The organism is Deinococcus proteolyticus MRP, from assembly GCF_000190555.1.
Taxonomy (GTDB): Bacteria; Deinococcota; Deinococci; order Deinococcales; family Deinococcaceae; genus Deinococcus; species Deinococcus proteolyticus.
This window is the reverse complement of record NC_015161.1, coordinates 1,961,016-1,984,530: the sequence shown is the minus strand read 5'-3', so window position 1 is coordinate 1,984,530 and position 23,515 is coordinate 1,961,016. Positions and strand designations below refer to the sequence as shown.

General features: G+C 68.3%; 23 protein-coding genes and 1 tRNA gene. 13 read left to right on the top strand and 11 right to left on the bottom strand.

The annotated features are described in order from the left end of the window. The first annotated feature begins 55 nt into the window (after positions 1-55). Positions 56-967, top strand: a complete 912-nt coding sequence (locus DEIPR_RS09465) for an SDR family oxidoreductase (RefSeq protein WP_013615606.1) — start codon at positions 56-58, stop codon at positions 965-967. 172 nt (positions 968-1,139) lie between these two features. Then, entirely contained in the window at positions 1,140-1,751 is a 612-nt protein-coding gene (locus DEIPR_RS09460) for a lysophospholipid acyltransferase family protein (RefSeq protein ID WP_245532696.1), read from the top strand. A gap of 15 nt (positions 1,752-1,766) precedes the next feature. Here the strand turns inward: DEIPR_RS09460 and nrdR are convergent, their stop codons facing one another. Further along, entirely contained in the window at positions 1,767-2,276 is a 510-nt protein-coding gene (gene nrdR, locus DEIPR_RS09455; RefSeq protein ID WP_013615604.1) for a transcriptional regulator NrdR, read from the bottom strand. Further along, on the bottom strand, positions 2,276-3,049 hold the full coding sequence (locus tag DEIPR_RS09450) for an SDR family NAD(P)-dependent oxidoreductase (protein ID WP_013615603.1): 774 nt from the start codon (positions 3,047-3,049) through the stop codon (positions 2,276-2,278). Before DEIPR_RS09450 ends, nrdR begins: the two co-directional genes overlap by 1 nt. 353 nt (positions 3,050-3,402) lie before the next feature. Between DEIPR_RS09450 and glpX the strand changes: the two genes are divergently transcribed. After that, entirely contained in the window at positions 3,403-4,407 is a 1,005-nt protein-coding gene (gene glpX / locus DEIPR_RS09445; protein ID WP_013615601.1) for a class II fructose-bisphosphatase, read from the top strand. Positions 4,408-4,461: 54 nt separating this feature from the next. Here glpX and DEIPR_RS14190 read toward each other — a convergent pair whose 3' ends face one another. Beyond that, on the bottom strand, positions 4,462-6,594 hold the full coding sequence (locus DEIPR_RS14190) for a coiled-coil domain-containing protein (RefSeq protein ID WP_013615600.1): 2,133 nt from the start codon (positions 6,592-6,594) through the stop codon (positions 4,462-4,464). 238 nt (positions 6,595-6,832) lie between these two features. On the opposite strand from DEIPR_RS14190, the gene DEIPR_RS09435 reads away from it, so the two are divergent. Further along, entirely contained in the window at positions 6,833-7,876 is a 1,044-nt protein-coding gene (locus DEIPR_RS09435) for a Glu/Leu/Phe/Val dehydrogenase family protein (RefSeq protein ID WP_013615599.1), read from the top strand. 70 nt (positions 7,877-7,946) lie between these two features. Here DEIPR_RS09435 and DEIPR_RS09430 read toward each other — a convergent pair. Further along, a tRNA-Asn gene (locus tag DEIPR_RS09430) sits at positions 7,947-8,021 on the bottom strand. A gap of 142 nt (positions 8,022-8,163) precedes the next feature. Between DEIPR_RS09430 and DEIPR_RS09425 the strand changes: the two genes are divergently transcribed. Genes DEIPR_RS09425 through DEIPR_RS09415 form a run of 3 tightly spaced genes read left to right on the top strand, consistent with a single transcriptional unit; the run spans position 8,164 to position 9,862 of the window. Next, a complete protein-coding gene (locus tag DEIPR_RS09425) occupies positions 8,164-8,958 on the top strand; it encodes a phosphodiester glycosidase family protein (protein ID WP_245532747.1) in 795 nt (264 codons plus the stop codon). A gap of 59 nt (positions 8,959-9,017) precedes the next feature. Further along, positions 9,018-9,527: a putative dsRNA-binding protein gene (locus tag DEIPR_RS09420; RefSeq protein ID WP_013615597.1), complete on the top strand. Its 510-nt coding sequence runs from the start codon at positions 9,018-9,020 to the stop codon at positions 9,525-9,527. Then, positions 9,524-9,862 carry a YraN family protein gene (locus DEIPR_RS09415; RefSeq protein WP_013615596.1) on the top strand — a complete coding sequence of 113 codons (339 nt, stop codon included), beginning with the start codon at positions 9,524-9,526 and terminating at the stop codon, positions 9,860-9,862. The genes DEIPR_RS09420 and DEIPR_RS09415 overlap by 4 nt, the downstream gene beginning before the upstream one ends. A gap of 28 nt (positions 9,863-9,890) precedes the next feature. On the opposite strand, the gene DEIPR_RS09410 is transcribed toward DEIPR_RS09415, so the two are convergent. From DEIPR_RS09410 to DEIPR_RS09400, 3 genes are all read right to left on the bottom strand, one after another. Further along, entirely contained in the window at positions 9,891-10,964 is a 1,074-nt protein-coding gene (locus tag DEIPR_RS09410) for a M20/M25/M40 family metallo-hydrolase (RefSeq protein WP_013615595.1), read from the bottom strand. Positions 10,965-11,109: 145 nt separating this feature from the next. After that, positions 11,110-11,598, bottom strand: a complete 489-nt coding sequence (locus tag DEIPR_RS09405) for a hypothetical protein (RefSeq protein ID WP_013615594.1) — start codon at positions 11,596-11,598, stop codon at positions 11,110-11,112. A 135-nt stretch (positions 11,599-11,733) separates the two neighbouring features. Then, a complete protein-coding gene (locus DEIPR_RS09400) occupies positions 11,734-12,297 on the bottom strand; it encodes a DUF2179 domain-containing protein (RefSeq protein ID WP_013615593.1) in 564 nt (187 codons plus the stop codon). A gap of 172 nt (positions 12,298-12,469) precedes the next feature. Here DEIPR_RS09400 and DEIPR_RS09395 point away from each other — a divergent pair, with 172 nt between their 5' ends. Then, positions 12,470-13,252: a VC0807 family protein gene (locus DEIPR_RS09395; protein WP_013615592.1), complete on the top strand. Its 783-nt coding sequence runs from the start codon at positions 12,470-12,472 to the stop codon at positions 13,250-13,252. Positions 13,253-13,319: 67 nt separating this feature from the next. On the opposite strand, the gene DEIPR_RS09390 is transcribed toward DEIPR_RS09395, so the two are convergent. The 4 genes from DEIPR_RS09390 to DEIPR_RS09375 form a co-directional block, all read right to left on the bottom strand. Further along, positions 13,320-14,054, bottom strand: coding sequence for a metallophosphoesterase family protein (locus tag DEIPR_RS09390; protein WP_013615591.1), 735 nt, complete (start codon positions 14,052-14,054; stop codon positions 13,320-13,322). A gap of 38 nt (positions 14,055-14,092) precedes the next feature. Next, positions 14,093-14,599, bottom strand: a complete 507-nt coding sequence (locus DEIPR_RS09385) for a flavin reductase family protein (RefSeq protein ID WP_013615590.1) — start codon at positions 14,597-14,599, stop codon at positions 14,093-14,095. 120 nt (positions 14,600-14,719) lie between these two features. Then, positions 14,720-16,561 (bottom strand): glycoside hydrolase family 10-like protein, encoded by a 1,842-nt coding sequence (locus tag DEIPR_RS09380; protein WP_013615589.1) that lies wholly within the window; start codon positions 16,559-16,561, stop codon positions 14,720-14,722. Between the two features lie 26 nt (positions 16,562-16,587). Next, on the bottom strand, positions 16,588-17,898 hold the full coding sequence (locus DEIPR_RS09375; protein WP_049775142.1) for a cation:proton antiporter: 1,311 nt from the start codon (positions 17,896-17,898) through the stop codon (positions 16,588-16,590). A 132-nt stretch (positions 17,899-18,030) separates the two neighbouring features. Here DEIPR_RS09375 and nadE point away from each other — a divergent pair, with 132 nt between their 5' ends. The 5 genes from nadE (at position 18,031) to DEIPR_RS09350 (ending at position 23,460) form a co-directional block, all read left to right on the top strand. Next, positions 18,031-18,930, top strand: a complete 900-nt coding sequence (gene nadE, locus DEIPR_RS09370) for an ammonia-dependent NAD(+) synthetase (protein WP_013615587.1) — start codon at positions 18,031-18,033, stop codon at positions 18,928-18,930. Between the two features lie 92 nt (positions 18,931-19,022). Then, entirely contained in the window at positions 19,023-19,784 is a 762-nt protein-coding gene (locus tag DEIPR_RS09365; RefSeq protein ID WP_013615586.1) for a flavodoxin family protein, read from the top strand. Then, positions 19,781-20,665: a metalloenzyme domain protein gene (locus DEIPR_RS09360; RefSeq protein ID WP_013615585.1), complete on the top strand. Its 885-nt coding sequence runs from the start codon at positions 19,781-19,783 to the stop codon at positions 20,663-20,665. The genes DEIPR_RS09365 and DEIPR_RS09360 overlap by 4 nt, the downstream gene beginning before the upstream one ends. A 582-nt stretch (positions 20,666-21,247) precedes the next feature. Beyond that, on the top strand, positions 21,248-22,417 hold the full coding sequence (gene pdhA, locus DEIPR_RS09355) for a pyruvate dehydrogenase (acetyl-transferring) E1 component subunit alpha (RefSeq protein WP_013615584.1): 1,170 nt from the start codon (positions 21,248-21,250) through the stop codon (positions 22,415-22,417). A 77-nt stretch (positions 22,418-22,494) separates the two neighbouring features. Then, positions 22,495-23,460 (top strand): alpha-ketoacid dehydrogenase subunit beta, encoded by a 966-nt coding sequence (locus DEIPR_RS09350; RefSeq protein WP_049775263.1) that lies wholly within the window; start codon positions 22,495-22,497, stop codon positions 23,458-23,460. The last annotated feature ends 55 nt before the right edge of the window (positions 23,461-23,515 follow it).

Genomic DNA, 23,515 nt, shown 5'->3' with positions numbered 1-23,515 from the left:
ATTCTTTAACGCCGGACTGTGTGCCTGCTGAACGGGTGGGCGGGATACTGACCGCATGACCGAGCCGAAGAACGACGTGCAGAATCAATTCGAGCAGCGCGATCCCCTGACCCAGTATCCCCAGCCTCCCTTTCCCCGCCAGCCGCAGGAGGCGCCCGGCCTGACCTCGGCCATGCAGCCGCTGCCCGACCACGGCGAGCAGAGTTACCAGGGGTTCGGCCGCCTGCAGGGCCGCCGCGCCCTGATTACCGGGGGAGACTCAGGCATCGGGCGGGCAGTGGCCATTGCCTACGCCCGCGAGGGCGCCGACGTGGCCATCAACTACCTGCCGGAAGAGGAAAGTGACGCGCAGGAGGTGGTGCGCCTGATTGAGGCGGCCGGACGGCGCGCCGTGGCCCTGCCCGGCGACCTGCGCGAGCGCGAGTTCTGCGACGACCTGGTGGCGCGCACGGTAAGCGAGCTGGGCGGGCTGGACATTCTGGTGGTCAACGCCGGCAAGCAGGTCAGCCGGGACGCCATCGCCGACATCACCGACCAGCAGTTCGACGACACCATGAAGGTGAACGTGTACGCCATGTTCTGGCTGTGCCGCGCTGCTGTGCCGCACCTGGAACCGGGGGCCAGCATCGTCGTGACATCCAGCATCCAGGCATCCAAGCCGTCCAAGAACCTGCTGGACTACGCCGCCACCAAGGCCGCCGAGGTGGCCTTCGCGCAGGCGCTGTCGGGTCAGCTGGCCGACAAGGGCATCCGCGTGAATGCGGTGGCGCCCGGTCCGGTCTGGACCCCGCTGCAGCCCAGCGGCGGGCAGCCGCAGAGCAAGGTGCAGCAGTTCGGCGAGTCGGTCCCGCTGGGCCGCCCCGGTCAGCCGGCCGAGCTGGCCAGCGTCTATGTGCTGCTGGCCTCGCAGGAAAGCAGTTACATCACCGGCGCCGTGATTCCGGTGACGGGCGGCACCCTGTTCTGAACTCCGGTTTCTAAAAAGGCTCCGGAGTCTGAGCGGGCTCCGGGCTCTGATGGCGCTCTAGCTGCCAGAAGTGTGGTGGGCGCAGCGCCGTGCTGTCAGCGGGCAGTGCTGTGGTTGGACGGCATCCCCTGTCCTCCATGTGTCATCGGGCCGGCCGGTATACTGCCGCCCGATGGCTCCACGCTCCCCGACCTGGATGAACCGCCCCCATACGTTTACCTCCCGGCTGGCCTCGGCGGCGCTGCGGCTGGCCGGCTGGCAGGTGGTGCTGGCGCCCCTCCCTGGCCCACGGGTTGTGGCGGTGGCCGCCCCCCACACGTCCAACGCGGACTTCTGGCCCGGCATCTTCTGGCGTTGGGCCACCCGCAGCCCGGCCCGCTGGGTGGCGAAACACAGCCTGTTCCGGCCGCCCGTAGGCTGGCTGCTGCGCTGGTGGGGCGGCCTTCCGGTAGACCGCCGCCGCGCCGGGGGCAACTTTGTGGACGCGGTGGTGCAGATTATCCGTGAGTCGGACGAAATCATGCTGACCATCGCCCCCGAGGGCACCCGCACCCGCACCGAGCACTGGAAGACTGGCTTTTATTACATGGCGCTGGAGGCGAATGTACCTATCGCCGTCACGGTGATGGACTGGGGCCGCAAGCGCTTCGGCATTGTGGGCTACGTCCAGCCGACCGGCGACATAGACGCCGATTTCGCCGCCATCCGTGAGCTGCTGCGCGGCGTGCAGGGACACACGCCAGAGAACATGGGGCCAGTGGTGCCCCGCCCGGCGGGGGAATAGGGGCAGGCAGGGGCCTTAGCTGGCCCCGCTGCCCCCGCTGCTTTTCTCCCCGCTGGCCGTATCCTGGCCGGCCGCTTCCCCGTCGCTGCGGCGCAGGCCCTGGATTTCTTCCAGAAAGTGCTCGACCGAATCGAAGTCGCGGTACACGCTGGCAAAGCGGATATAGGCCACGTCGTCCAGCGGACGCAGAAACGCCATCGCCCGGCGGCCGATGTCCTCGGAGCTGATTTCGGGCCGGCCCACTTCGTCCTCGAACGAGTAGGCGAACGCCCGCAGCGCTCCTTCCTCTACGGGGCGCTTCTCGGCGGCCAGCAGCAGCCCGCGCAGCAGCTTGTCGGGATTAAAGGCCTGGCGCACGCCACCGCGCTTGACGACCATCAGCGGTTCCAGCTGGGTGCGCTCGTAGGTGGTAAAGCGCCGCGAGCAGCTCTGACACTCGCGGCGGCGGCGGATGCTGGCGCCCTCGTCGCTGGGACGCGAGTTGATGACCCGGCTGTCGGGGGCCGAGCAGTAGGGGCAGTGCATCAGCCCTGTCCTCCCTGCGGGGACCGGGGTAGCATGAAGTTGGCCCGCTGCTCGGGCGAAAGTTGGTCCAGCTCCGAGCGCTGAATTTCGGGCAGCGGCACATCGATGCACAGGCCGTTGAGGTGCATCAGGGCCGGCGAGGCCAGTGCAGTGACGACATTGACCACGCCCATGTCCAGGTCGTCCTCACCGCTGGGCGAGCGGCTGGGCAGCAGCAAGTTGATGCGGAACTGCTCGCCGCGCACGCTCTCTACCAGCCCGCGCAGACCGCCGCGCAGGGTGTGCCCCTGCAGGCCGCCCTCGTCCAGATGCGGCCCCACGATGGTCAGCCACGACTGCGGCAGGCGCTGGCGCATGGTCTGGGCGATGCCCACGCTGCTTTTCATGTTGGCCTGAAACAGCTCCATCCACTCGTTCTCGCTCAGCAGGGTCAGTGACGGGTGTGCCCGCTTGTCGGCCGAGTGCACCACACCCTGCAGCGCTCCGAAAATCTCCAGAATGCGCTTTTGCACCTTCATCCAGTCCAGCGGCACCGACACGTCCGCCTGCATGGGAATCGCGGTGGCGCCGCTGCGCTCTATCAGGCTGGCGAGGCCGGCCAGCTGCTCGCCCTGCTTGCCCACCAGCACCAGGGTGGCCCCCGCGTCGGCCAGGCCCTGGGCCATCACCCGGCCAAAGCCCCGGTCGGCTCCAGTCACGGCGATGACCTGCCCCTCCAGGAACCGGGGCGTGGGGTCGGGAATGGGCAACACCTGGGTCACGCCGCTCAGCATAGCGCAGGGCCTGTGCTGGACAGGAACAGGAGACGCCGGGGCGGCTGCCGGAAGGTGACGGGGTGCGCTCCTTCCTCCTGAACAGCCGCCTTCTGGAGCCAGCCTGGTTCCTCCCGAGCCCCACCTAGCCGGAGCCACCTCAGGCGAAGCCTGATCTCGGTGCCTTAGCATGGGCTCATGCCCGAATGGCTGAACGATTGGTGGCGCCTGCTCAAACTGACTGTGCTCTCGCTGGCGGTGCCGGTGCTGCTGTGGGCCCTGCTGGTGTGGGCCGGTGTCCTGCACTAGCAGTGGACCCCCAGGTGCTGTGCGCCGGGGCTTTTGCGCTGTGGGCACCGTGCTAATTTTGAAGTATGAACAACAATCCAACCGAGGCGGAACTCCGCTCTCAGCAGTTTGAACATGCCCTGGTGCTGGAAACCGCCCGCGTGACCGAAGCGGCAGCGCTGGCCGCCAGCAGCTGGGTGGGCATGGGCGACAAGAATGCCGTAGACGGCGCCGGCACCACGGCCATGCGTGAAGTTCTGAGCAGCCTGAACATTCGCGGCACCGTGGTGATCGGGGAAGGCGAGATGGACGAAGCCCCCATGCTGTATATCGGCGAGGAGCTGGGCCAGGGCGAATACGAGGTGGACATCGCCGTGGACCCGGTCGAAGGCACCAGCGTGACCGCCAAGGGCCTGCCCAACGGTATCGCCGTGATTGCCCTGAGTGAGAAGGGCGGCCTGATGCACGCCCCCGACTGCTACATGGAAAAGCTGGTGGTGCCCCCGCCCGCCGCCAACAAGGTCAGCCTGGACTACTCCATTGCCGAGAACCTGAAAATCATCGCCGAGTCGCTGGAGCGTGATGTGGACGACCTGCTGGTCACCATTCTGGACCGTGAGCGGCACGCCGACCATATCCGCCAGATTCGCGAAGCCGGTGCCCGCGTCAAGCTGATTGGCGACGGCGACGTGATTGCCAGCCTGGCCGTGGCGGTGCGCGGCAGCGGTGTGCACTGCCTGATGGGCTCGGGCGGCGCACCCGAAGGCGTGCTGAGTGCCGCCGCCATGAAGTGCCTGGGCGGTCATATCCAGGGCAAATTCATCGCCGAGGACGACGCCCAGCGTGAGCGTTTCAAGCTGATGGGCGTGGAGGAAGGCCGCATCTACAAGACCCACGAACTGGCGCCAGGCCGCGAAATCGTGTTCAGCGCCACCGGCATTACCAGCGGTGACCTGCTGTACGGGGTGCGCCGTTTCGGCGGCGGTGCCCGCACCCACACCCTGGTGATGGGGCACGCCACCCGCGTGGTCCGCTTCATTGATACGGTGCATCTGGAAGACGACGGCGCCCGCGTAACCGTGCGTATTTGATTCAAGGTGCGTCCTGAACCGCTAGGGCCCTAGCCGTTCGGGACGCACCTTGCCTCAGTCCTGTTTCAGCCAGGCGCCGCTGTTCAGTTCCAGAGTGGCGGCGTCGGCGGCGCGCGCCAAACGCCAGGTGCCGGCCGGGCTCTGGCGGGCACTCCAGCTCCAGTCGCCGTCCTCAAAGCGCAGGCGCGTGATGCCCAGCTCGGCCGCGCTCTGGAGCAGCGGGGCGAGGCGCTCGGCGGCGTGGTCCGGCTGCCCAGCCTGCCGGCGGCCGTGGGCTATCAGCCAGGCGTGCTCCGGCAGATGCTGCGCCTCGGTCAGTGGCGGGGGCGCGGCGTCTCCAGGCTCCGCGCTGGCCGCTGCCGGCAGGCTGTCTGCCGGGTGGGAGGCTGCTGCCGACGTGCCAGACAGAAAGGCGAAAGGATTGAAACCGCCTGTGTCCGCGCCGGCAGCGGTGCCCGGGGAACCTGCCGCCCCCGCAGAGTCGCCGCTGCCGGTGCCGGTGCCAGGGCGGAGGTCTTCGTCTTCGTTCTTGCCGCCTACCAGCAGGTCGCTGCCGGGCTCGGGTTCGCTGGCGTCCACGTCGAACAGCCCGCTCTCCGCGCTTTCCAGGTCGAAGATGTCCAGCAGGCCACTCAGCGCGTCCTCACCGAAGCTGGCGGTCACTTCCTGCGCGGCTGCGTGTTCGGCGCGGGCTTCGTCCAGCAGGGCTTCGGCTTCGGTCAGGGTCTGCAGGTAGCGCTCGCGGGCCTGGACGGACAGCTGCCCCAGTCGGCGCTGGGCCCGCAGGGTATCGGCCAGGCGCCCCAGCTTCTGGATGGTCTCGCCGGCCAGGTCGCGCACCGAGTCGTACTCGCGCACCACGTGGTCGGCGCGGGCGTCGAGCCCCTCACGTTCCTGAGCGGCCTGGCCCATGCGGCGTTCCAGCACGGCGTACAGGGCGTCAATGTCCACGTCTTCGCCGCGCTGCAGGCGCTCACGGGCCTGGGCAATCTGGGGGGCCAGCTCCTCACCGGCGCCGCTCACGTCACGGGCACTGCGCTCCAGCTCGGACAGTTCGCGCTGCTGGCGCAGGGTTTCGCTGGCGCCGCCCGGCGAGCTTTGCAGCGCCTGCACGGCCAGGGCCAGGTCGCGCAGCTCATCGGCGGCCAGGCCACCTTCTTCCAGGGTATGGCGGGCCAGGCCCAGGGTGACGCGGGCCTTCTCGGCTTCGCCGCTGGCCGGCAGCTCCGCCAGCTGGCGTTCCAGTTCGGCCAGCTGCGCCTGCTGTTCGCTGCGCAGCTGGCCGCGCCGGGCGCTCAGGTCCTGCTGCCAGTCGGCCACGGCCTGCTCGGTAAGGGTACCGCCGGCCAGGGCGTCGTTCAGGGCGGCGGCGTGCGCTTCCAGCTCGGGCCGTGCCCCAATCAGCGGGCTGAATTCAGCCAGCACGTCGCCCAGACGGCGGCCTACAAGCTCTAGCTCCAGCGCACGCAGCTTGGCCTCGGCGGCGGGGTCAGGCTGTGCGTCGCCGGGAGTGTTTTGCACCACCGAGGATTCTAGCTGCCGGCGCAGTTTCAGGCTGAGGGTGCGGGCCCGCTCCACCTCGCCGGGCAGCAGCATGCCCTGTTTCTGGGCGTCGTCCACCTGCTCCAGCAGGGTTTCCAGTCGGCGCACCTCGCGCCCGCCCACGGCGCTGACCCGCTCGAAGGTGGCCCGCAGCTCGGCCAGGTCCTGCCCCTGCGCCACCAGCCCCTCGGCCAGGCGGCGGTCCATCTGCTCAATCAGGCTTTCGCCCTCTTGCAGCAGGGCCGACACGTCGTTGCCCACCGATTCTTCCTGGCGGGCCATGTTCAGCACGCCGCGCAGCCGCTGCGACTCGGGCCAGTCGAAATACAGCGTGAAGCGCCGCACTCCCTCTTCCAGCCCGCTGAGGTCCGCCGGCACGTAGTCCACAGTGCCTACTTCGGCGGCCACCCGCTGAACCTCGCCCAGCACGTCCAGCACACGCTTTTTGGCAAGCTTGGCCGGCAGGCTCAGCTGCAGGCGGCGGTAGATGTCCTTTTTCAGCACGCTTTCCAGCGCCTGGGCGTCCAGCTGCGCCGGGTGGACGCGCCGCTCCTGGGCGGCGTCCTGAATAATGCGCTCCAGGGCGCGCGTGGACAGCACGTCCCCAAGCATCTTGACCGGAATTCGGGACAGAACTGGATTCATCTTGACCTCTTCGGTTGGCCTGACTGCGGGCCGCTTACGGTGAACTGGGGATAGGGGACCGGCACTGCACAGGAGGGCCTGGGCGGACACCCGCAGACCGCTGCCGTGCAGGCCGGCCTTTTCGATGCAGACGGCCGGGAGAGAGTCTGGCCCACCTGTCAGGTTCTTGGCGTGCAGTATATCTTGCCCCTATGACGCGCTTCTCACACCCCCACTTTGCCAAGGCTGGAGCTGCCCAGTGCTGATTTTTGACGAGCTACAGACCCGCGGCCACGAGTCGCTGTCGCTGATTCAGCATCCTCTTACCGGCCTGCGGGCTGTGCTGGCGGTACATTCCACAGTGCTGGGCCCGGCCATTGCAGGCGTGCGCCTGCGCCAGCTGGACGAGGAGGCTCTGGTCCGCTCGGCACTGGACCTCAGCGAGAGCCTGACCTTCAAGTCGGCGCTGGCGGGGCTGAATTACGGCGGCGGAGCCTGCGTGATTATGCCCGGCGACAGCGACCTGCTGACTTCCAAGACGCAGCCGCACGCCCGCGAGGCCCTGTTCCGTGCCCTGGGCCGTGAACTGCGCCCGCTGAGCAGCCGGGTGATTCTGACCGAGGACATCGGTGTGACGCCGCGCGACATTTCTTTTGTGGCGCAGGAAACGCCGGGAACACTGGGCCAGCACACCGACACCAGCCGTGTGACCGGCTACGGGGTATACCGGGGCATGAAAGCGGCTGCCAAATACGTGCTGGACAGCGAGAGCCTCCGCGGCGTGCGGGTCGCCATCTACGGCCTGGGCGCGATGGGCCGTGAGCTGGCCGAGCACCTGCACCGCGAGGGAGCCCGCCTGATTGTGGCCGACCGCCGCCCGGCCGTCATGCAGGAGCTGGTCGAGGATTTCGGCGCTACAGCGATGGAGCCCGCCGACATCCTGGACGCGCCCTGCGACATTTTCGCGCCGTGTGCCGAAGGCGGGAGTATCTCGCTGGCGGCCGTGCCCCGGTTGCAGTGCCGCATGATTGCCGGAGGAGAGCACCACCCGCTGACCCGGGCCGGCGAGAATGCGGTGCGCGAGGCCGGCATCGTCTACGTGCCCGACTTTGCCATCAACAGTGCCGGCCTGATTGCGGCGGCCCACGGCTGCGGCAAGGAAGAAGCGGCCGAGCAGGTGTATCAGACTGTGTCGCGCATCTGCGAGGTGGCGCGGCACTCGGCGCAGCCGGTGCATACGGTAGCCCGCCTGATGGCCGAGCAGCGGATTTCGCTGATTGGCAGCCTGGGCCGGCGCGAGTAGCGCAGGTCGGCGGCGCGCAGGTCTGGGGGTACAGAAAAACCCCCGCCGGAGCGGGGGGATTTTTCCTTCTTGGCTCGGCAGGTTGGGGTCGAACCAACGACCGTCCGATTAACAGTCGGATGCTCTGCCACTGAGCTACTGCCGAATACGCGGCCTTCGCAGGCGCGAAAGGAATAGTAACACAGCCCCCTGCAGCGTGCAAGCCCTGTCTGGGAGGCACGCCAGCGGCCCTCACGGCGCTTTCATGCCCCTTGCGGCTGCCGCCTGTCATGATGGACCCGATGCGAATGCCACCCCTCCGTCCGGCAGCGCCCGCCCAGGCTTCAGGCTCCTGGTACGCGGGCCTGCTCTACGCGGCCATGCTCTGTGGGCTGCTTGCCGGCTCCTCAGCCCAGGCGCTGACCTTGCAGCAGATTCGCGGCGGCCTGACCACGTACACTGTGGCGACCGTGGACCTGCGCCGCGACGACCTGCGGCTGCACTGGATCAATCCCACCACGGGGCAGCCGTACCAGACCTTTGCGCAGCTGCGGGAGCGTCTGCGTAAGGAGGGTGACCGTGCCCTCTTCCTGACCAACAGCGGCATCTATGCGCCCGGCTACAAGCCTCTGGGCCTGCATGTGGAAGGCGGCCGGGAACTGGTGCCACTGAACTTCGCACGCACGGGCGGCAATTTCGCCCTGCTGCCCAACGGGGTGTTCTGGGTGGACGGCGGCCGGGCCGGAGTCAGCGAAACTGGCGAATACGTGGCCCAGAAACTGCGCCCGCAGTACGCCACGCAGTCGGGGCCATTGCTGCTGCGGCGCGGACAGGTTCATCCCTCGTTCAGCGAAAAAAGCACCTCGTTCAAGCTGCGTAGCGGGGTCGGGGTATGCAGCGATGGGCGGGTACGCTTTGCCGTCAGCAACGCTCCGGTGAACTTCTATGCCTTCGCTGTCTTTTTCCGCGATGTCCTGCGTTGCCCGGACGCGCTGTATCTGGACGGCAGCATCAGTGCCTACGCCACGCCCGACACCGACACGCAGCTGGCGAACTTTGCGGGCATGTGGAGCGTGTCGCTGCCTGCGCCCAGCCGCTCCTGAAGCTCGCGTGGCCCCAAAGCTTGTGAGGCACTGAAGCCTTGCCAGGATATGCTGAAGCCATGCCGGACAACCCCAAAGGAGAGCTGATTGCAGCGCTGGCCGCCCAGGGCCTGAGCCCCGAGTTCCGTGTGGACGGCAGCGGCCCGGCCCACGCCCCCAGGTTCGTGGCCGAGGTCTGGTGCGACGGTCAGCGGCTGGGGCAGGGCGAGGGCCGCAGCCGGCGGGAAGCGGAGCGCGGCGCGGCCGTGCAGGCATTGGAAGAGCTGCTGCCCGGCGAGCTGCACCCCGGACAATCGCTGCGGGCAGAACCGCAAGACGGATCTCTTGCTCTCACTGCGCCCTGGCCGCTGCACCCGGCCTTGCTGGCCGAGGCGCTGGCGGTGGCCGACAGCCGCTCGCCGCAGGGCACTCCGCTGCCGGAAGTCGGCCGGCGGGCGGCCGCGCTGTACCGCAGCCTGCTGACCGGGCTGGGGCATGGGCCGGCTTCGGCTGTGCCAACGCAGGGAGAGCCGGCGCCGGCAGGACCGGTGCAGGGAGAGCCAGTGCAGACAGAACCGGCCGGGTCATGAAAGGCGCGGACGCCGAGGAGCGGGCGGCCCGCTTTCTGGCGGCGCAGGGCCGCGAGATTCTCAGCCGCAACTACCGGATTCCCGGCGGTGAGATTGACCTGGTGACACGCGAAGGCGGCACGCTGGTCTTTACCGAGGTGCGGCACCGCCGCGCAGGTCGCTACGGCAGCGCTGCCGAGAGCGTGACCGCACGCAAGCTGGCGCTGATGCACCGCGCCGCGATGGAGTACCTGACCCGTGAACTGGGCCGCGACGACCTGCCCTGCCGGCTGGAAGTCCTGACTATCGACGGCGACGTAGAGACGGGCCGCCTAGACATCATCCCGCTGACCTGAAGCGAATCCCTCCGCCTCCTGCTGCGGCTCAGCGCTGGTAGTTCGCCACCAGTGCTTGCAGGAACGTCAGCCCCTGCGCGTGGCTGCGCGGGTCCACCCATTCGTCCTCGCGGTGGGCGTGCCCGCCCCGGTACACGCCGACGGCCAGGGCCGGCAGGCCGTAGGGCGCAGCGGCGTTGGCGTCGGTCGAGCTGGCGGCGGTGCGCAGCTCCAGCCCTACGGTGCGGGCGGCGGATTGGGCCAGCGGGAGCAGCTCAGCCGTGTTCAGGGGGCCGCCGGGGCGGTCGCCTACCCGCTCCAGCTCCAGTGTCACCCCCACCTGCTGCGCGGCCGTATACAGGGCGTCGACCGCCTGCCGGTCCAGCGCTTCCAGCTCTGTTCCGCCCAGCGAGCGCAGGTCCAGCAGCAGCGAGGCTGCAGCGGCGATGGAATTGACCGTGCTGCCGCCCGACACCACGCCCACGTTCAGGGTGGTGCGCGGGTGGCTGGGACGCGGCAGGGCGTACAGGGCCGCCGTGGCCACGCCCAGAGCGTGTACGGCGCTGGGCACCGCCTCGCCCCAGGAGTGGCCCCCCGGCCCGCTGAAGTGGGCCTGATACCGCCGCACCCCTACCGCCTGCGTGACGGCCGAGCCCAGATATCCGTCGACCGCCACGAACGCGCCCAGTTCGTGTGCGTGGCGGGCCAGCAGATGTTTGGCGCCGCGCAGGTCGCCCAGGCCTTCTTCGCCTACGTTGGCGGCCACCCACAGCGGGGCGCTCAGCGTGGCCGGGTCCAGGTCGCGCAGCAGCGCAGTGAGCACGGCCAGGCTCGACGAATTGTCGCCCAGGCCAGGGCCGAACCAGCGGCCCGGCCCCGTGCGCACCTGCACGTCGGTGTGCGGGCCGAACACGGTGTCCAAGTGCGAGGCCAGCAGCAGCGGCCCGCGTGCGCCGGCTTGCGGGCGGCCCGGCGCAATCCGCACCAGCACGTTGCCCACCTCGTCATGCTCGGGAGCGTAGCCCAGCTCACGCCACAGCTGCGCCATCAGCCGCGCCCGCCTGTCCTCCTGAAAGGTGGGGGCCGGGGTCTGGGCAATCTGCTGGAGGAACTGAAGCGGCATGGGCCCTCCGAGTGTACCGCGCTGCACGGCCTCTTTTCGCTGGCCCCCTTGCCGGACCGGCTCGCCACTTTCCCGTGTACATACACAGAAAAACCCCGCACGCCAGGTGCGGGGCCGGGCCGGGGGGCCAGTTCAGCGGTGAAGCTTAGCGGCGGCCACCCTGCAGCACGGAAGAGCCGATCACGGCGGCCAGACCCACCAGGCCAGCCTTGGCCAGGGGGCTGCTCAGGGCGCCGCCCTCGGCGAAGGCGGCTTCCAGGGGGCTCTTGCCGTTCTGATCGGGAGCCTGGGCAGCCTTGGTGTAGGCGTCGATCAGGTCGCGGTCGTCTTCGGCGTTGACCTGCTGCACCGGGTTGCTGGGGCTGCGCACGATGGCGTCGCCCATCTGGCGGCGGTCTTCGGGGGACAGCTTGCCCAGGTAGTCCTTCATCAGGGCTTCGCGGTCTTCGGGGCTGGCGCTCTGCAGGTAGTCGCGCACGTACGCGGCGGCTTCCTGGGCGCTGACCACGCCGTCACCGTTGGTGTCGCGGGGGTCGGTGCTGCCCTGGGTCATACCGCCCTGAGTCATACCGCCTTGGGGGGCGTTCAGGGAAGCCATTTTCTCGTGCAGTTCTCGTTTCAGCTGTTCGAACATAGGTCAAACCTCCTTGGAGTGATGTGTCCTTAGGCTAGGCCGCTCCCCACACAGCCAAGTGAAAAGGCCCGCTGCCAGAATTGAGAAAAAGCTGACCTTTCGGGGGCAGGCCCGGCGGCCGCAGGCGCCGGAGCTTCACTTACGGTTCATGCGGAAGCGCCGCGCCATGCGTTCTTGGCGCACCGAGGCTTCCTGCAAGTCGGCGGTGCTGACTTCCTCGATGGTGACGAAGGCTTTGGGATAGACCTCCTCAATCAGGCGCAGCACTTTGGCAGACGACCGGCGCGGAATCACGCTGAACAGAATCCGCACGTCGCCGTCGCGGCCCGAGCCGTTCAGGGCGGTCACGTAATAGCCGGCGCCCCGCAGCGCTCCGGCCACGTCCGGGGCCGACACCGGCACGAACACGCGCAGCACCACCTTGCCCACGGCCAGCCACTGCTCAATCCAGGCACCCACCAGCGTGCCCGCCGCGTACCCGCCCGCGTAGGCCACGAACTGCACCGGGCTTTCGAGGTTGCCCAGCACCTGCGCCGCCGCCATCAGCCAGATGAGGGACTCGAAAAAGCTGAGCACAGCGGCGAGGTTGCGCCGGCCACGCACAATCATGCCGATGCGCAGCGTGCCCAGCGACACGTCCAGAATCCGCAGGCCGAAAATCATCAGGGCGTTGAGCAGCAGGGCAGGAGTCAGGTCCATAACGCTCCGCAGGCTAACGCGGCTCCCGCCTCCGGGGCCAGGCCGGCCGCCCTGAACCGGGGCACTGGGCAGAACACCGGACCGGGGCGCTGCGCCACGAGGGCCTAGCGCGTGCGGCGTCGGTGCTGGGTGAATTCAGGCCGGGAGCCCCGTGGCATAGTGAAGGCCGACCATGACCCAGCCCCGCTCCCAGCCGCCTGCCGCCTCCCGGAAATCCGCTCAGGGCGCCGTGCCGCAGACCATCCGCGACCTGATCTTCACCCTGCTGATTCCGATTGCCGTGCTGAGCCCCAACCTGCTGAGCAGTGGCTTTTCGTTTGCCGACCTGTTCGGAGGCGGCCGGGCAGGCAACGTCCGTGCCTACCTCGCGGCCGCGCTGATTCCGGTCGCGTACGTGGCCTGGGACCTGCTCAAGAACCGCAATGTCAGCCCGGTGGCGCTGCTGGGCGGCGCCGGTGCCCTGGTGGGTGGGGCGCTGGCGTTCTGGTACGTGGACGGCTTCTGGTACGCGGTCAAGGACAGTACCCGCTCGTACCTGCTGGGCTTGGCGTTTCTCATCAGTGCCGGCACCCGGCTGCCGCTGTTCCGTATCTTTCTGGACACCGCCAGCCTGAGCGAAAGCCCCGAAAAGCGCTCGCTGATGCAGCGGGCCCTGGGCGACCCGGCCATTCACCGCGCCATCGCCAACGCCACGGTGGTCTTCGCGCTGGTGGACATCGTGAGTGGGCTGGTCAACTCGTTCGTGAACTATCAGCGGGTCACGGCCGAATTCGGCAGCGACGCGTTCAATGCCCAGGTGGCGGAGGTGAACGCCATTATGCGGCTGCCCAGCATGGGCATCAGCCTGCTGGGGGTGGGCATCGCTTTTTGGCTGCTGCACCGCGCAGCGGTGGCCCGCTTCGGCCCTGGCGCCAGCCTGTTCGACCCGTCTACCCTGGCCGGCCGCCTGGACTGACCTGTCCCCAGGCCCCCAGTTCAGTGGCCCCGTTCAGTGGCGCAGTTCAGCGGCGCAGGCGTGCGCCTCAGTCTTCGTCCAGATTCTTCGCCTTGCGCTTCTGGTAGGCGCCGGTCATCAGCTCGGCCACATACTCGCGGGCGAAGGGCATGCCGCTCTCCTCGGCGGCACGCACCTCAGCGGCGCGGTCGTAGGGCACCCGCACGAAGGTGGCCGCGTAGCCCGGTGCGCTGAAATCCAGAATCAGGTAGCTGGGCAGGACACTGTCCAGGGGGTTGCCCACCGAGCCGCAGTTCAGCAGGGGCCGGCCTTCCACGTCCAGCAGCAGCGTTTCGTGAATGTCGCCGAACACCAGCGCGTCGGCGTAGCTCATCAGGCCCTGGGCCGGCTGCGGGGCGAAGTTGTCCAGCTGCTCGGACAGGCTGGAGTGCGGGTACAACTTGTGGAACACGCCACGGCTGCTGGCATGCACGAAGCGCCAGCACAGGCCGCCGAACCCTTCCTCAATGCCGAAAGGTAGGGTTTCGAGGTACTTCAGGTCGGCCGGGCGCAACCGCGAGCGCGGCCAGAGGTCCTGCGGGCGGTGACTGGCCCCGGCCACGCGGGCGTCCCAGTTCCCCTGGATGACGCGCCCTGCGTGCGCCTGCACCCAGTCCACCACTTCCTGTGGGCGGGGCCCCTTGCCGACCAGGTCGCCCAGCACCCAAATGTCAGGGATTCCGCGCCGCTGGATGTCGGCATGCACGGCCAACGTGGCTTCCAGGTTGGCATGCAGGTCGGCAATAACGGCGAGGCGGGTCATGAGAGACAGTCTAGAGCAGTGTGGCTGCCGCGCGGGACTCAGCTCTGAGGTTCGCCCGCCAGGGTCCCGTACTTGCCCTTGAAGTACAGCAGCGGCTCCTTATCCGAGTACTCGGTAGAAGTAATGAGGCCCAGAAAGAGGGTGTGGTCGCCGCCGTCCAGCACCTGAGACTTGTGGCACACCAGCGAGGCCACCGTGTCTCCCAGCACCGGAAAGCCGGCCTGCTCGCGCCAGGGCACGGCCTCCTCGGGGCCGGGGCGGCCGGCAAAGTGGTTGCTGAGATGAACCTGGTCCTGCGCCAGGATGTTGACTCCGAACTGCTGCGTGCTTTCCGACATCAGCACCTCGTGCATACGTGCCCGCTTGTCCACCGACACCAGAATCAGCGGCGGATTCAGGCTGACCGAGACGAAGGCGCTGGCAGTCATGCCGTGGACGGCTCCGTCCGCACTGCGCGCCGTGATGATGGTCACTCCACTGGCAAAGCGTCCCAGCGTAAAGCGGAAGTCCTCGGGGCCGATGCCCTGCGGGTTGGCTTGTGTCATGCGGTCAGTCTAGAGGCAAGCTCTAGCAATGGGCCACTGCGGGGGAGCTGCCGGCTGGAGATACACCCTCCCGCGCTGGGGAGGGTGGTGCAGAGTGGAAAGGGGCGGCCCGGGAGCGGCTTAGCCGGGCGTCTCGCCGCCGCGCTGCAACTCCTGCGGGGTGGGCGGGGCCAGGTTGGGGGCACCGGGCGTACCGGGGGCGGGCGCAGTGCTGGGGGCCGGTGCACTGACTGGCGACAGCTTGCGAATCACCAGGTTGGGCACCTGGGCAATGCCCCGCTGCGGCACGGCGGTCTTCCAGGCCTGTCCGCTCACGCGGATGCGGGTCTCGCCGGCCGGCACGTCCATAAAGCCGTAGAAGCCGCCGCCGTCGGTCACGCTGGTGGCCACCACCTTGTCGCCCTGCAGCAGCTCCACCTTCAGCCCGCCGAGGCGCTCCTGTCCGGCCACGGTGCCCATCAGGCCGCGCGTGTTGGGCGGGGGGCCGTCAAAGCGCACCGCTTTGCCCAGGCTGGTCTTGGCCAGGGCCTGGCGCACCGCTTCGCGGCCGGCTTCGGCGGTCTGTTTTTCCTCGTACACGGCCAGGGTGGGCGTGCGGTAGGAGTAGCCCACCCAGCCCACGCCCGCCCCCAGGGCCCGCTGCGCCTGCGCGGCCGAGTCCTGCGGGGTGTTCAGGTAGATGCTGGAGCCGCTGGCGCTCAGGCCGCGGCCCTGGACGCTGCGGGCGAAACGGTTCCAGCCGTCGTACCACTGCGCCTGCTGCGCCGACGTTTCGCGCTTGTAGTTCATGGGCATGTTGATGTCCAGCAGGCCCTCGTTCATCCAGCGGGGCCAGTCCTGCATCACGTTGCGGTACGAAGCGGTGCTCTGGAACGCCTTGATATCGCCGGGTGCGGGCGGGCTGCCGTACACGATGGTGGCCGCACTCACCCACAGTTCCGGCCGAATGGCCTTGGCCTGCACGCTGATGCGGCGCACCAGCCCGGTCACCTGGTCGCGCTTCCAGGCCTTGAAGTATTCGTCGCTGCCGCTCGGTGTGCCGCTGCGCCCGGTTTCGAGCCGGTAGCGGTGCAGCACGCGGGGCGAGTAGCCCCAGTCGCCGCTGTCGGGGTAGCGGATGCGGTCCAGCTGAATACCGTCCACGTCGTAGTTTTTGACCACGCTCAGCAGGCCGTCGCTGATGTACTTGGCCGCTTCGGGAATGGCCGGGTCCAGCCAGGCGTCGTTGCCTTCCTGCCAGCTACCGTCCGAGCGCACGGCCAGCCAGGGGTCTTTGCTCTGGGGGCCGTGGGTTTTGTACACGTGGTTGGGGTTGGTGTTCAGGTTGCTGAGATTCCCGATGCCCGTCACGCTGGCCCAGGCGATGACCTTCATGCCCTTGGGCTTGGCCAGCCGGATCACCTCGGCCAGCGGGTCGAAGCCGGGTTGCAGGTCCTTGTCGGTCACAGCGGGCAGGCTGGACCCCAGGCAAAAGCAGTCGGCGCGGCGAATGGTCTGGACCACCAGCACGTTGATGCCCATCCGCTCGGCGTCGTCCACCGTCTGCCGGACCTGAGCCGCCGTCTTGAGACCGGGGCCGAAGCCGTCGATCCACAGTCCCCGGAGCTGGGTGGAGTCGGGCGTGTTCGGCGCGGGGGCCGCCGCAGCCGAGGCCGGAGACGCCAGTGCCGGGGACGCCAACGACGGGGACGCCAGTGACGGCGTGCCCAACAGGGGGCTGCCCAGCACTGGCGTCTCAAGCGTCTGTGGAGCCGGGGTGGCGCTCAGGGACAGGCTGGGGACCGGCGCCGCCGGGGCCTGGTTGGCCTGGGCTCCCGCTGCGCCCAGCCCCAGGCTCAGGCTGAGCAGCAGGGCCGGTCGCAGGTGGGCCAGATGGGAAAGGACAGGATTCTGTGTCACGTTGCGGCCCAGCTTAACCCAGTGCCGCGTGCGGGTGATGGGAGCAGCTGACGCGGTCCTCATCTGGCCGGGTGAGTGGGGCGGGCGGGTCAGTGTGCGCTGTGCAGCACAGCTGCGCCGCTGCCACCTGTGCCGCCCTCGCCCGCCGCTGCAGCGGCCCGGGCTGCCAGGCCGCTCATGGTCAGGCCCTGCACCACGATGGAGAAAATCACCACGCAGTAGGTCATGACCAGAAAGAGGTCGCGGCCCTCGCTGGCCGGCAGGGTAAAGGCCATCGCCACGCTGAGTGCCCCGCGCATGCCGCCCCATACCATCACCCGGCGGGTAAACGGCGTGAACTGCGCGGTGCGCTGCAGCAGGCTGAAAGGCACCTGCACGCTCAGCGCCCGCGAGAACAGCACCAGCGGAATGGCCAGCAGCCCCAGCCCCAGCGCCTGCGGGCTGAAGCGCAGCACCACCACTTCCAGCGCCAGCATGAAAAACAGAAATACGTTCAGCAGTTCGTCGGTCAGGTGCCAGAAAGCGTCGAACTTTTCCCGCGAGCTGAGGGCGCCGGGCTGCCGGTCGGTGAGCGAGCCTACCAGCAGGCCGGCCGCTACCGCCGCCAGCGGGGCGGAGACGTGCAGGTGTTCTCCCAGCGCGGTGCAGGTCATGACGATGGCCAGCGACACCAGGACCTCGGTGGTGAAGTCGTGCTGTGATTTCAGGCCCAGCCAGCCCAGGTAGCCCAGCAGGCTGCCCAGTGCCAGGCCGCCCAGGGCCTCCTGCCCGAAAAATCCCAGCACGCCGGCCACGCTCAGTTCCGGGCCGTGCCCCGCGTGCGCCCCGGCCGAGGCGGCCAGCCCAGCCAGAATGGTAAAGAGCACCACGCCCACGCCGTCGTTGAACAGCGACTCGCCGGCCACCACCGTTTCCATCTTCTCGGGCACCCGCGCCTGCTTGAGCAGCGCCAGCACCGCCACCGGGTCGGTGGGCGAAATCAGGGCGCCGAACAGCAGACACAGCACCAGCGGCAGCTGCAGCCCGAACAGGCCCAGCAGTCCGTACACCAGCCCGCCCACCAGAAAGGTGGACAGCACCGTAGACAGCAGCGCGAAGGTGAGCACCGGGCCGCGCAGCTGCCACAGCGCGTGCGAGTTCAGCCCCATCGCCCCGGCGAACAGCAGAAACGACAGCACCCCCTGAAATACGAACCCGTCGAAGTCCACGCTACGCAGCGTGTCCACCGCCCCACGCGCCGCCGGCACCCCCGCCGCTACCAGCCCCAACGTGAGCAGGCTGAACAGCAGTCCCACCACCGTGACCCCGATGGAGGAGGGAAGGCGGAAATACCAGACGTTCAGCAGCGACGCCAGTGCCGTGACGGCGACCAGCACAGTGACGATTTCGAGCAGCCCCATGAGGCGCATTGTAGGCGTGACGGTCAATGGTCTTGGGGGGAGGGAAAAGGGCCCAGGGGCCGGGGCGGCGGGTAGGGGTGAACCCTCCGAGCATCACCCACCCGCCGTCACCCGTCCACCTAGAATGCCCCCATGACCCCTGACGCCCCCATGGCCCCTGTCACTCCCACAGCCTCCGCCGCTTCCGCCCCCAGCGACATGCAGCGCCGCATCATTCACGAGCTGGAAGTGCAGCCCACCATCGACCCCGCCGCCGAGGTGGAGCGCCGCACTGAGTTTCTGGCGGATTACCTGCGGCAGTCGGGCGCGCGGGGGTTCGTGCTGGGCATCAGCGGGGGGCAGGACTCCACGCTGGCGGGCCGGCTGTGCCAACTGGCCTGCGAGCGCCTGCGGGCCGAGGGCCGTGAAGTCCGCTTTTACGCCATGCGCCTGCCCTACGGCGTGCAGTTCGACGAGGCCGACGCCCAGGCCGCGCTGGACTTTATCCGCCCCGACGTGCGGCTGACGGTGAACATCAAACCCGCCACCGACGCGATGGAAGCGGCCTGCGAGGCGGCGTTGGCCGGCGCCCAGCCCGGCGGCGACGGCACTGAGGCGGGCGACCCCATCAGCGATTTCAACAAGGGCAACATCAAGGCCCGGCAGCGCATGATTGCCCAGTACACAGTGGCGGGCCAAAAGGGCTTGCTGGTGGTGGGCACCGACCACGCCGCCGAGGCGATTACCGGATTTTTTACCAAGTTCGGGGACGGCGCCGCCGACCTGATGCCGCTGAACGGCCTGACCAAGCGCCAGGGCGCCGCGCTGCTGCGCGAACTGGGTGCTCCGGCGTCCACCTGGGAAAAAGTGCCCACCGCCGACCTGGAGGAGAACCGCCCCGCCCTGCCCGACGAAGAGGCGCTGGGCGTACGCTACCGCGATATAGACGACTATCTGGAAGGTAGGCCAGTGGCCGCAGAGGTGGCCACGAAGTTGGAAGGCTATTTCCGCCGCTCGGCGCACAAGCGGGCCATGCCAGCGATTCCGCAGTAAAGACAGTAAAGGTAGAGGGCCGAGAGCAGAGGGCTTTTCGCTTTGGCTCCCGGCTCTCTGCGCCCACACCTGCCCTCTGTCAAACTGGACGCATGACCACCCATCAGCCTCCCAGCCCACAGGACTTCGCTGATATCAGGGCGCTGCTTATCAACTGCTCGCTGAATAAGGACTCGGCGCAGTCGCACACGGGCCGCCTGCTGGGGGCAGTGGGGGACCTGATGTCGCGGGCAGGCGCACAGGTGGACACCCTCTACGCGCTGGATTACTGCCTGCCCCCTGGCGTCTACCCTGACATGCGGGAACATGGCTGGGCCGAGGACGCCTGGCCTGAAACGGTCTGGCCCCGCGTGCAGCAGGCCGACATCCTGGTCATCGGTACGCCGCTGTGGCTAGGTGAGGAGTCGTCGGTCTGCCGCATCATCATCGAGCGGCTGTACGCCATGTCGGGCGAGCTGAACGAAAAGGGCCAGAGCAGCTTTTATGGCAAGGTGGGCGGCGCGGTGATTACCGGCAACGAGGACGGCGTCAAGCACGCGGCCATGACGCTGACCTTCGCGCTGTCGCACCTGGGCTACACCATTCCCCCGCAGGCCGACTGCGGCTGGCTGGGCGAAATCGGCCCTGGCCCCAGCTACGCCGACCCCGCGCCTGAGGAGGGCGGCACGCCTGTCGGCTTCGACAACGAATTCACGCAGCGCAACGCCACCATCATGACCTGGAATCTGCTGCACCTGGCGCGGCTGCTTCGGGGTGGCCTGCCCAATTACGGCAACGACCGCCGCGCCTGGGAAGCGGGCGAGCGCTTCGGCTGGCGCAATCCAGAGCCGCTGCCTGCCAAGCCGCAGGAGTGAGCGGCCCCCTGCTCTGGCTGGCGCTGGACGGCGTGGGCCACCCGCAGGACGCCCCGCCCGACTCGGTCTGGGACACCGAGCTGCCCACACTGCGCCCGCTGATAGATGCCGGGTATGCGCTGGACGCTGCGCTGGGCGTGCCGGGACTGCCGCAGTCGGCCACCGGGCAGGCCTGCTGGCTGACCGGGCAGGACGCGGTGCGCGTGATGGGCGAGCACTTCGGGCCGCAGCCGGGGCCCACGCTGCGCCGGTTGCTGGATGCGGCCAGCTTGCCGGCTGAGCTGACACAGGCCGGGGGGCACGTGGCTCTGGCCAACTTTTACCCACCGGGCTACTTCGCGGCGCAGGCCAGCGACCAGAGGCGCGGCCGCCCCCGGCACGGCTGCTTTCCCTACTCGGCGCTCGGCGCGGGCCTGCCCCTCAACCCGCCGGACCTGCCCCTGGTCCCGCCCACGCTGGGGCTGGACCACACGGCGCCCTGGAAACCGCAGTGGCCCCGAGGCGACTCCGCCCGGCTGGGCGAAACTCTGGCCCGCACCGCTCAGCAGTGCGGCTACGACCTGGTGATGCTGGACCTGTGGCTGAGCGACACCATCGGGCACCTGCGCGGCGACCCGGCTCCGGCGGCAGCGCTGGCGGCGGGCCGCGAGTATCTGCGGCGGGTGGACGCCCTGCTGGCCGGCGTGCTGGCGGGCGGCGCAGCCGCGGTGCTCAGCAGCGACCACGGCAATCTGGAGAATCTGCATACGGCCTCGCACACGCGGGCGCGTGTGCCGCTGGCCTGGGCCGGGGTTGCGGACCCCTCCCCGCTGGCCGATGTGGTGCAGGGTGGCCGCTGGCTGCGCCACACCCTGGGCCTGACGGATGACAGCTTCCTTTAGCAAATGCCCATCTTGGCGGTAAGTCGGGACCGTACCTGCCGCAAAGTTATCCACAGGAGCGGTGAACTGGGGGCGTCTGTCCCGCAGCGGAGCCGTTCTGTGTCCTGCAGAATCGGCGGGGCCTTTCCTGAAATGGCGTCCCTCACGCTGTTTCACGTGCCGCTCTCATAAATTTGCTCTGGCAGACAGGCTTGCCAGAGTTATCCACAGTGAAACTCTGGCCTGTGGATAACTCCGCGTGGCCGGTTTTCATGTTCTCACCCACTGCCGCTCCAGCTGCGCCGGGGCAGCCTGAAGCCCGGCTGGAGCTGACCTGGGGCTGAAAGTCAGGTGGTCTGCTATAAGCTCCCCGCCTGTGTCTGGCCCCCCGTGAAACATGTTTCCCCGCTGGGTGCGCCGCTTCTTCCGGCTGCATTTCTTTTATGATGGGCAGGCATCTTTTCCATAGGCCCACTTCCCCGGCTCCACGGCCCGGCCCCAGCCTCCGCTCTCCGCGCCGGCTGCGTGCCCTGGCTGCTGTGCCCTGGGCCCTTCACCTTTCTGCGTCCTGCCGGGGCGCAGAGCCGACAGGAGGCACCTTTTATGTCCGACACCAAAAATTCAGACGTGGCCGCGCCCACCGGGATGCCGCCCGCCACCGCAGAAGCCCTGACGGCTTCCGTCCTGCAGCCCGTCAGCGAGGGGCAACCGGAAGTGCCGATGCTGCAGTTCATCACCCCGGAAGGCACCCTGAACAGCGGAACGCAGCCGCTGCCGGATGCCCCCCTCCCCGACGCTGAAACGCAACTGTGGCTCTACCGCCAGATGCGCCGTATCCGCCACTTCGACGAGCGGGCCTGGGTGCTGTACCGCCAGGGCAAGATGGGCGTGTTCCCCCCCTACGGCGGCATGGAAGCCTCGCAGGCGGGCACGGCGGCAGCGCTCACCACGCAGGACTGGCTGTTTCCCACCTACCGCGACACCGGCGCGGCGCTCACCTACGGCCTGCCGATTCGCCAGACGGTGGCCTACTGGCGTTCCAGTCCGCACGGCTGGTACATGCCCGAAGACCTGAAAATCACGCCCTTTTACATTCCCATCGCCACCCAGTACCCACAGGCGGTGGGCGCAGCGCTGGCCGAGAAGAAAAAGGGCACCCGCAACGTGGCGATGGCCTTTATCGGGGACGGCGGCAGCAGCGAGGGCGACTTCCACGAGGGCCTGAACTTCGCCGGGGCGCTGAATGCGCCGTGTGTATTCATCCTCCAGAACAACGGCTGGGCCATCAGCGTGCCGACCACCACCCAGACCCGCGCCCGCAACCTCTCGCGCCGCGCCGACGGCTACGGGGTGCCCGGCCTGCGGGTGGACGGCAACGACATCCTGGCGGTGTACGCCGTGACCAAACAGGCGGTGGAGCGTGCAAGGGACGGCGACGGCCCCAGCCTGATTGAAACCGTGACCTTCCGCATCAAACCGCACACGGTGGCCGACGACCCCACCCGCTACCGCACCGACGAAATGACCGCCGGGTGGGATGCCAAAGACCCGGTGCTGCGCCTGCGGACCTATCTGCTGGCCCAGGGCACGCTGACCGAAGCGAGCGAAGCGGCGCTGCTGGAAGAAATCAGTGCGGAGTTCGAGGAAGCCGTGGCCGCTGCCGATAGCCTGCCCGACCCCACGCCCGCCGAAATCGTAGACCACGTGTTTGCTGAACCCACCCCGCAACTCCGCAAGCAGCGTGCCCAAATCATGGAGGAGTACGGAGCATGACCGCCACTGAACCCAAGACGGCTGAGAAGGTAAAGACAGCTGCCCCCGCGCAGCGTGACGCCAGCAAGCCCATCACGATGGTGGCCGCCATCAACGAAGCGCTGGATATGGCCCTGACCCGCGACCCCGACGTGTACATCTTCGGGGAAGACGTGGGCGTGATGGGCGGCGTGTTCCGCGCCACCGACGGCCTGCAAGCCAAGCACGGCGCAGAGCGCGTGTTCGACACCCCACTGGCCGAAGCCGGCATCATGGGCATGGGCATCGGCATGGGCTTAGCGGGCCTGAAACCCGTGGCCGAGATGCAGTTTGCGGGCTTTCTGTACCCGGCGCTGGACCAAATCATGAGTCACCTGGGCCGCTACCGCCACCGCACCCGCAGCCGCTTTACGCTGCCGGTGGTGGTGCGTGCGCCCTACGGCGGCGGCGTGCATACCCCCGAGCAGCACGCCGACAGCCCCGAGGCCATCATCGCGCACGTGCCGGGGGTCAAGGTGGTGATTCCCTCTAACCCACAAGACGCCAAAGGGCTGCTGCTGGCCGCCATCGAAGACCCGGACCCGGTATTTTTCTTCGAGAGCATTAAGATGTACCGCTCGCTCAAGACCGAAGTGGACCCCGGCTACTACACCATTCCCATCGGCCAGGCGCGGATAGACCGGGAGGGCGACGACCTGACCCTCATCTGCTACGGCGGGATGGTGGAGGTATGCCAGAAGGCCGCCGAAGCCGCCGCACAGGCCGGTATCAGCGCGGAAATCATTGACCTGCGGACCATCAGCCCGCTGGATACCGAGACGGTGCTGGAGAGCGTCCGCAAGACGGGCCGCGTGGTCATCGTGACCGAGGCCCCGCGCACTGCCGGATTCCACTCGGAGGTGGCCGCTGTCATTGCCGAAGAAGCGGTTGACTCGCTGCTGGCCCCCATCGTGCGCGTGACCGGCTATGACGCGCCCTACCCGCCCTTCACGGCGATTGAGGACAAGTACCGCCCCACGCCCACCCGTGTGGCGAAGGCGATTCGTCAGGTGATGGAGTACTGATAGAAAATGTGCTGAGACGCAGAGGTTTTCTCAGTCCTCCTTCCTCATCCGTAGA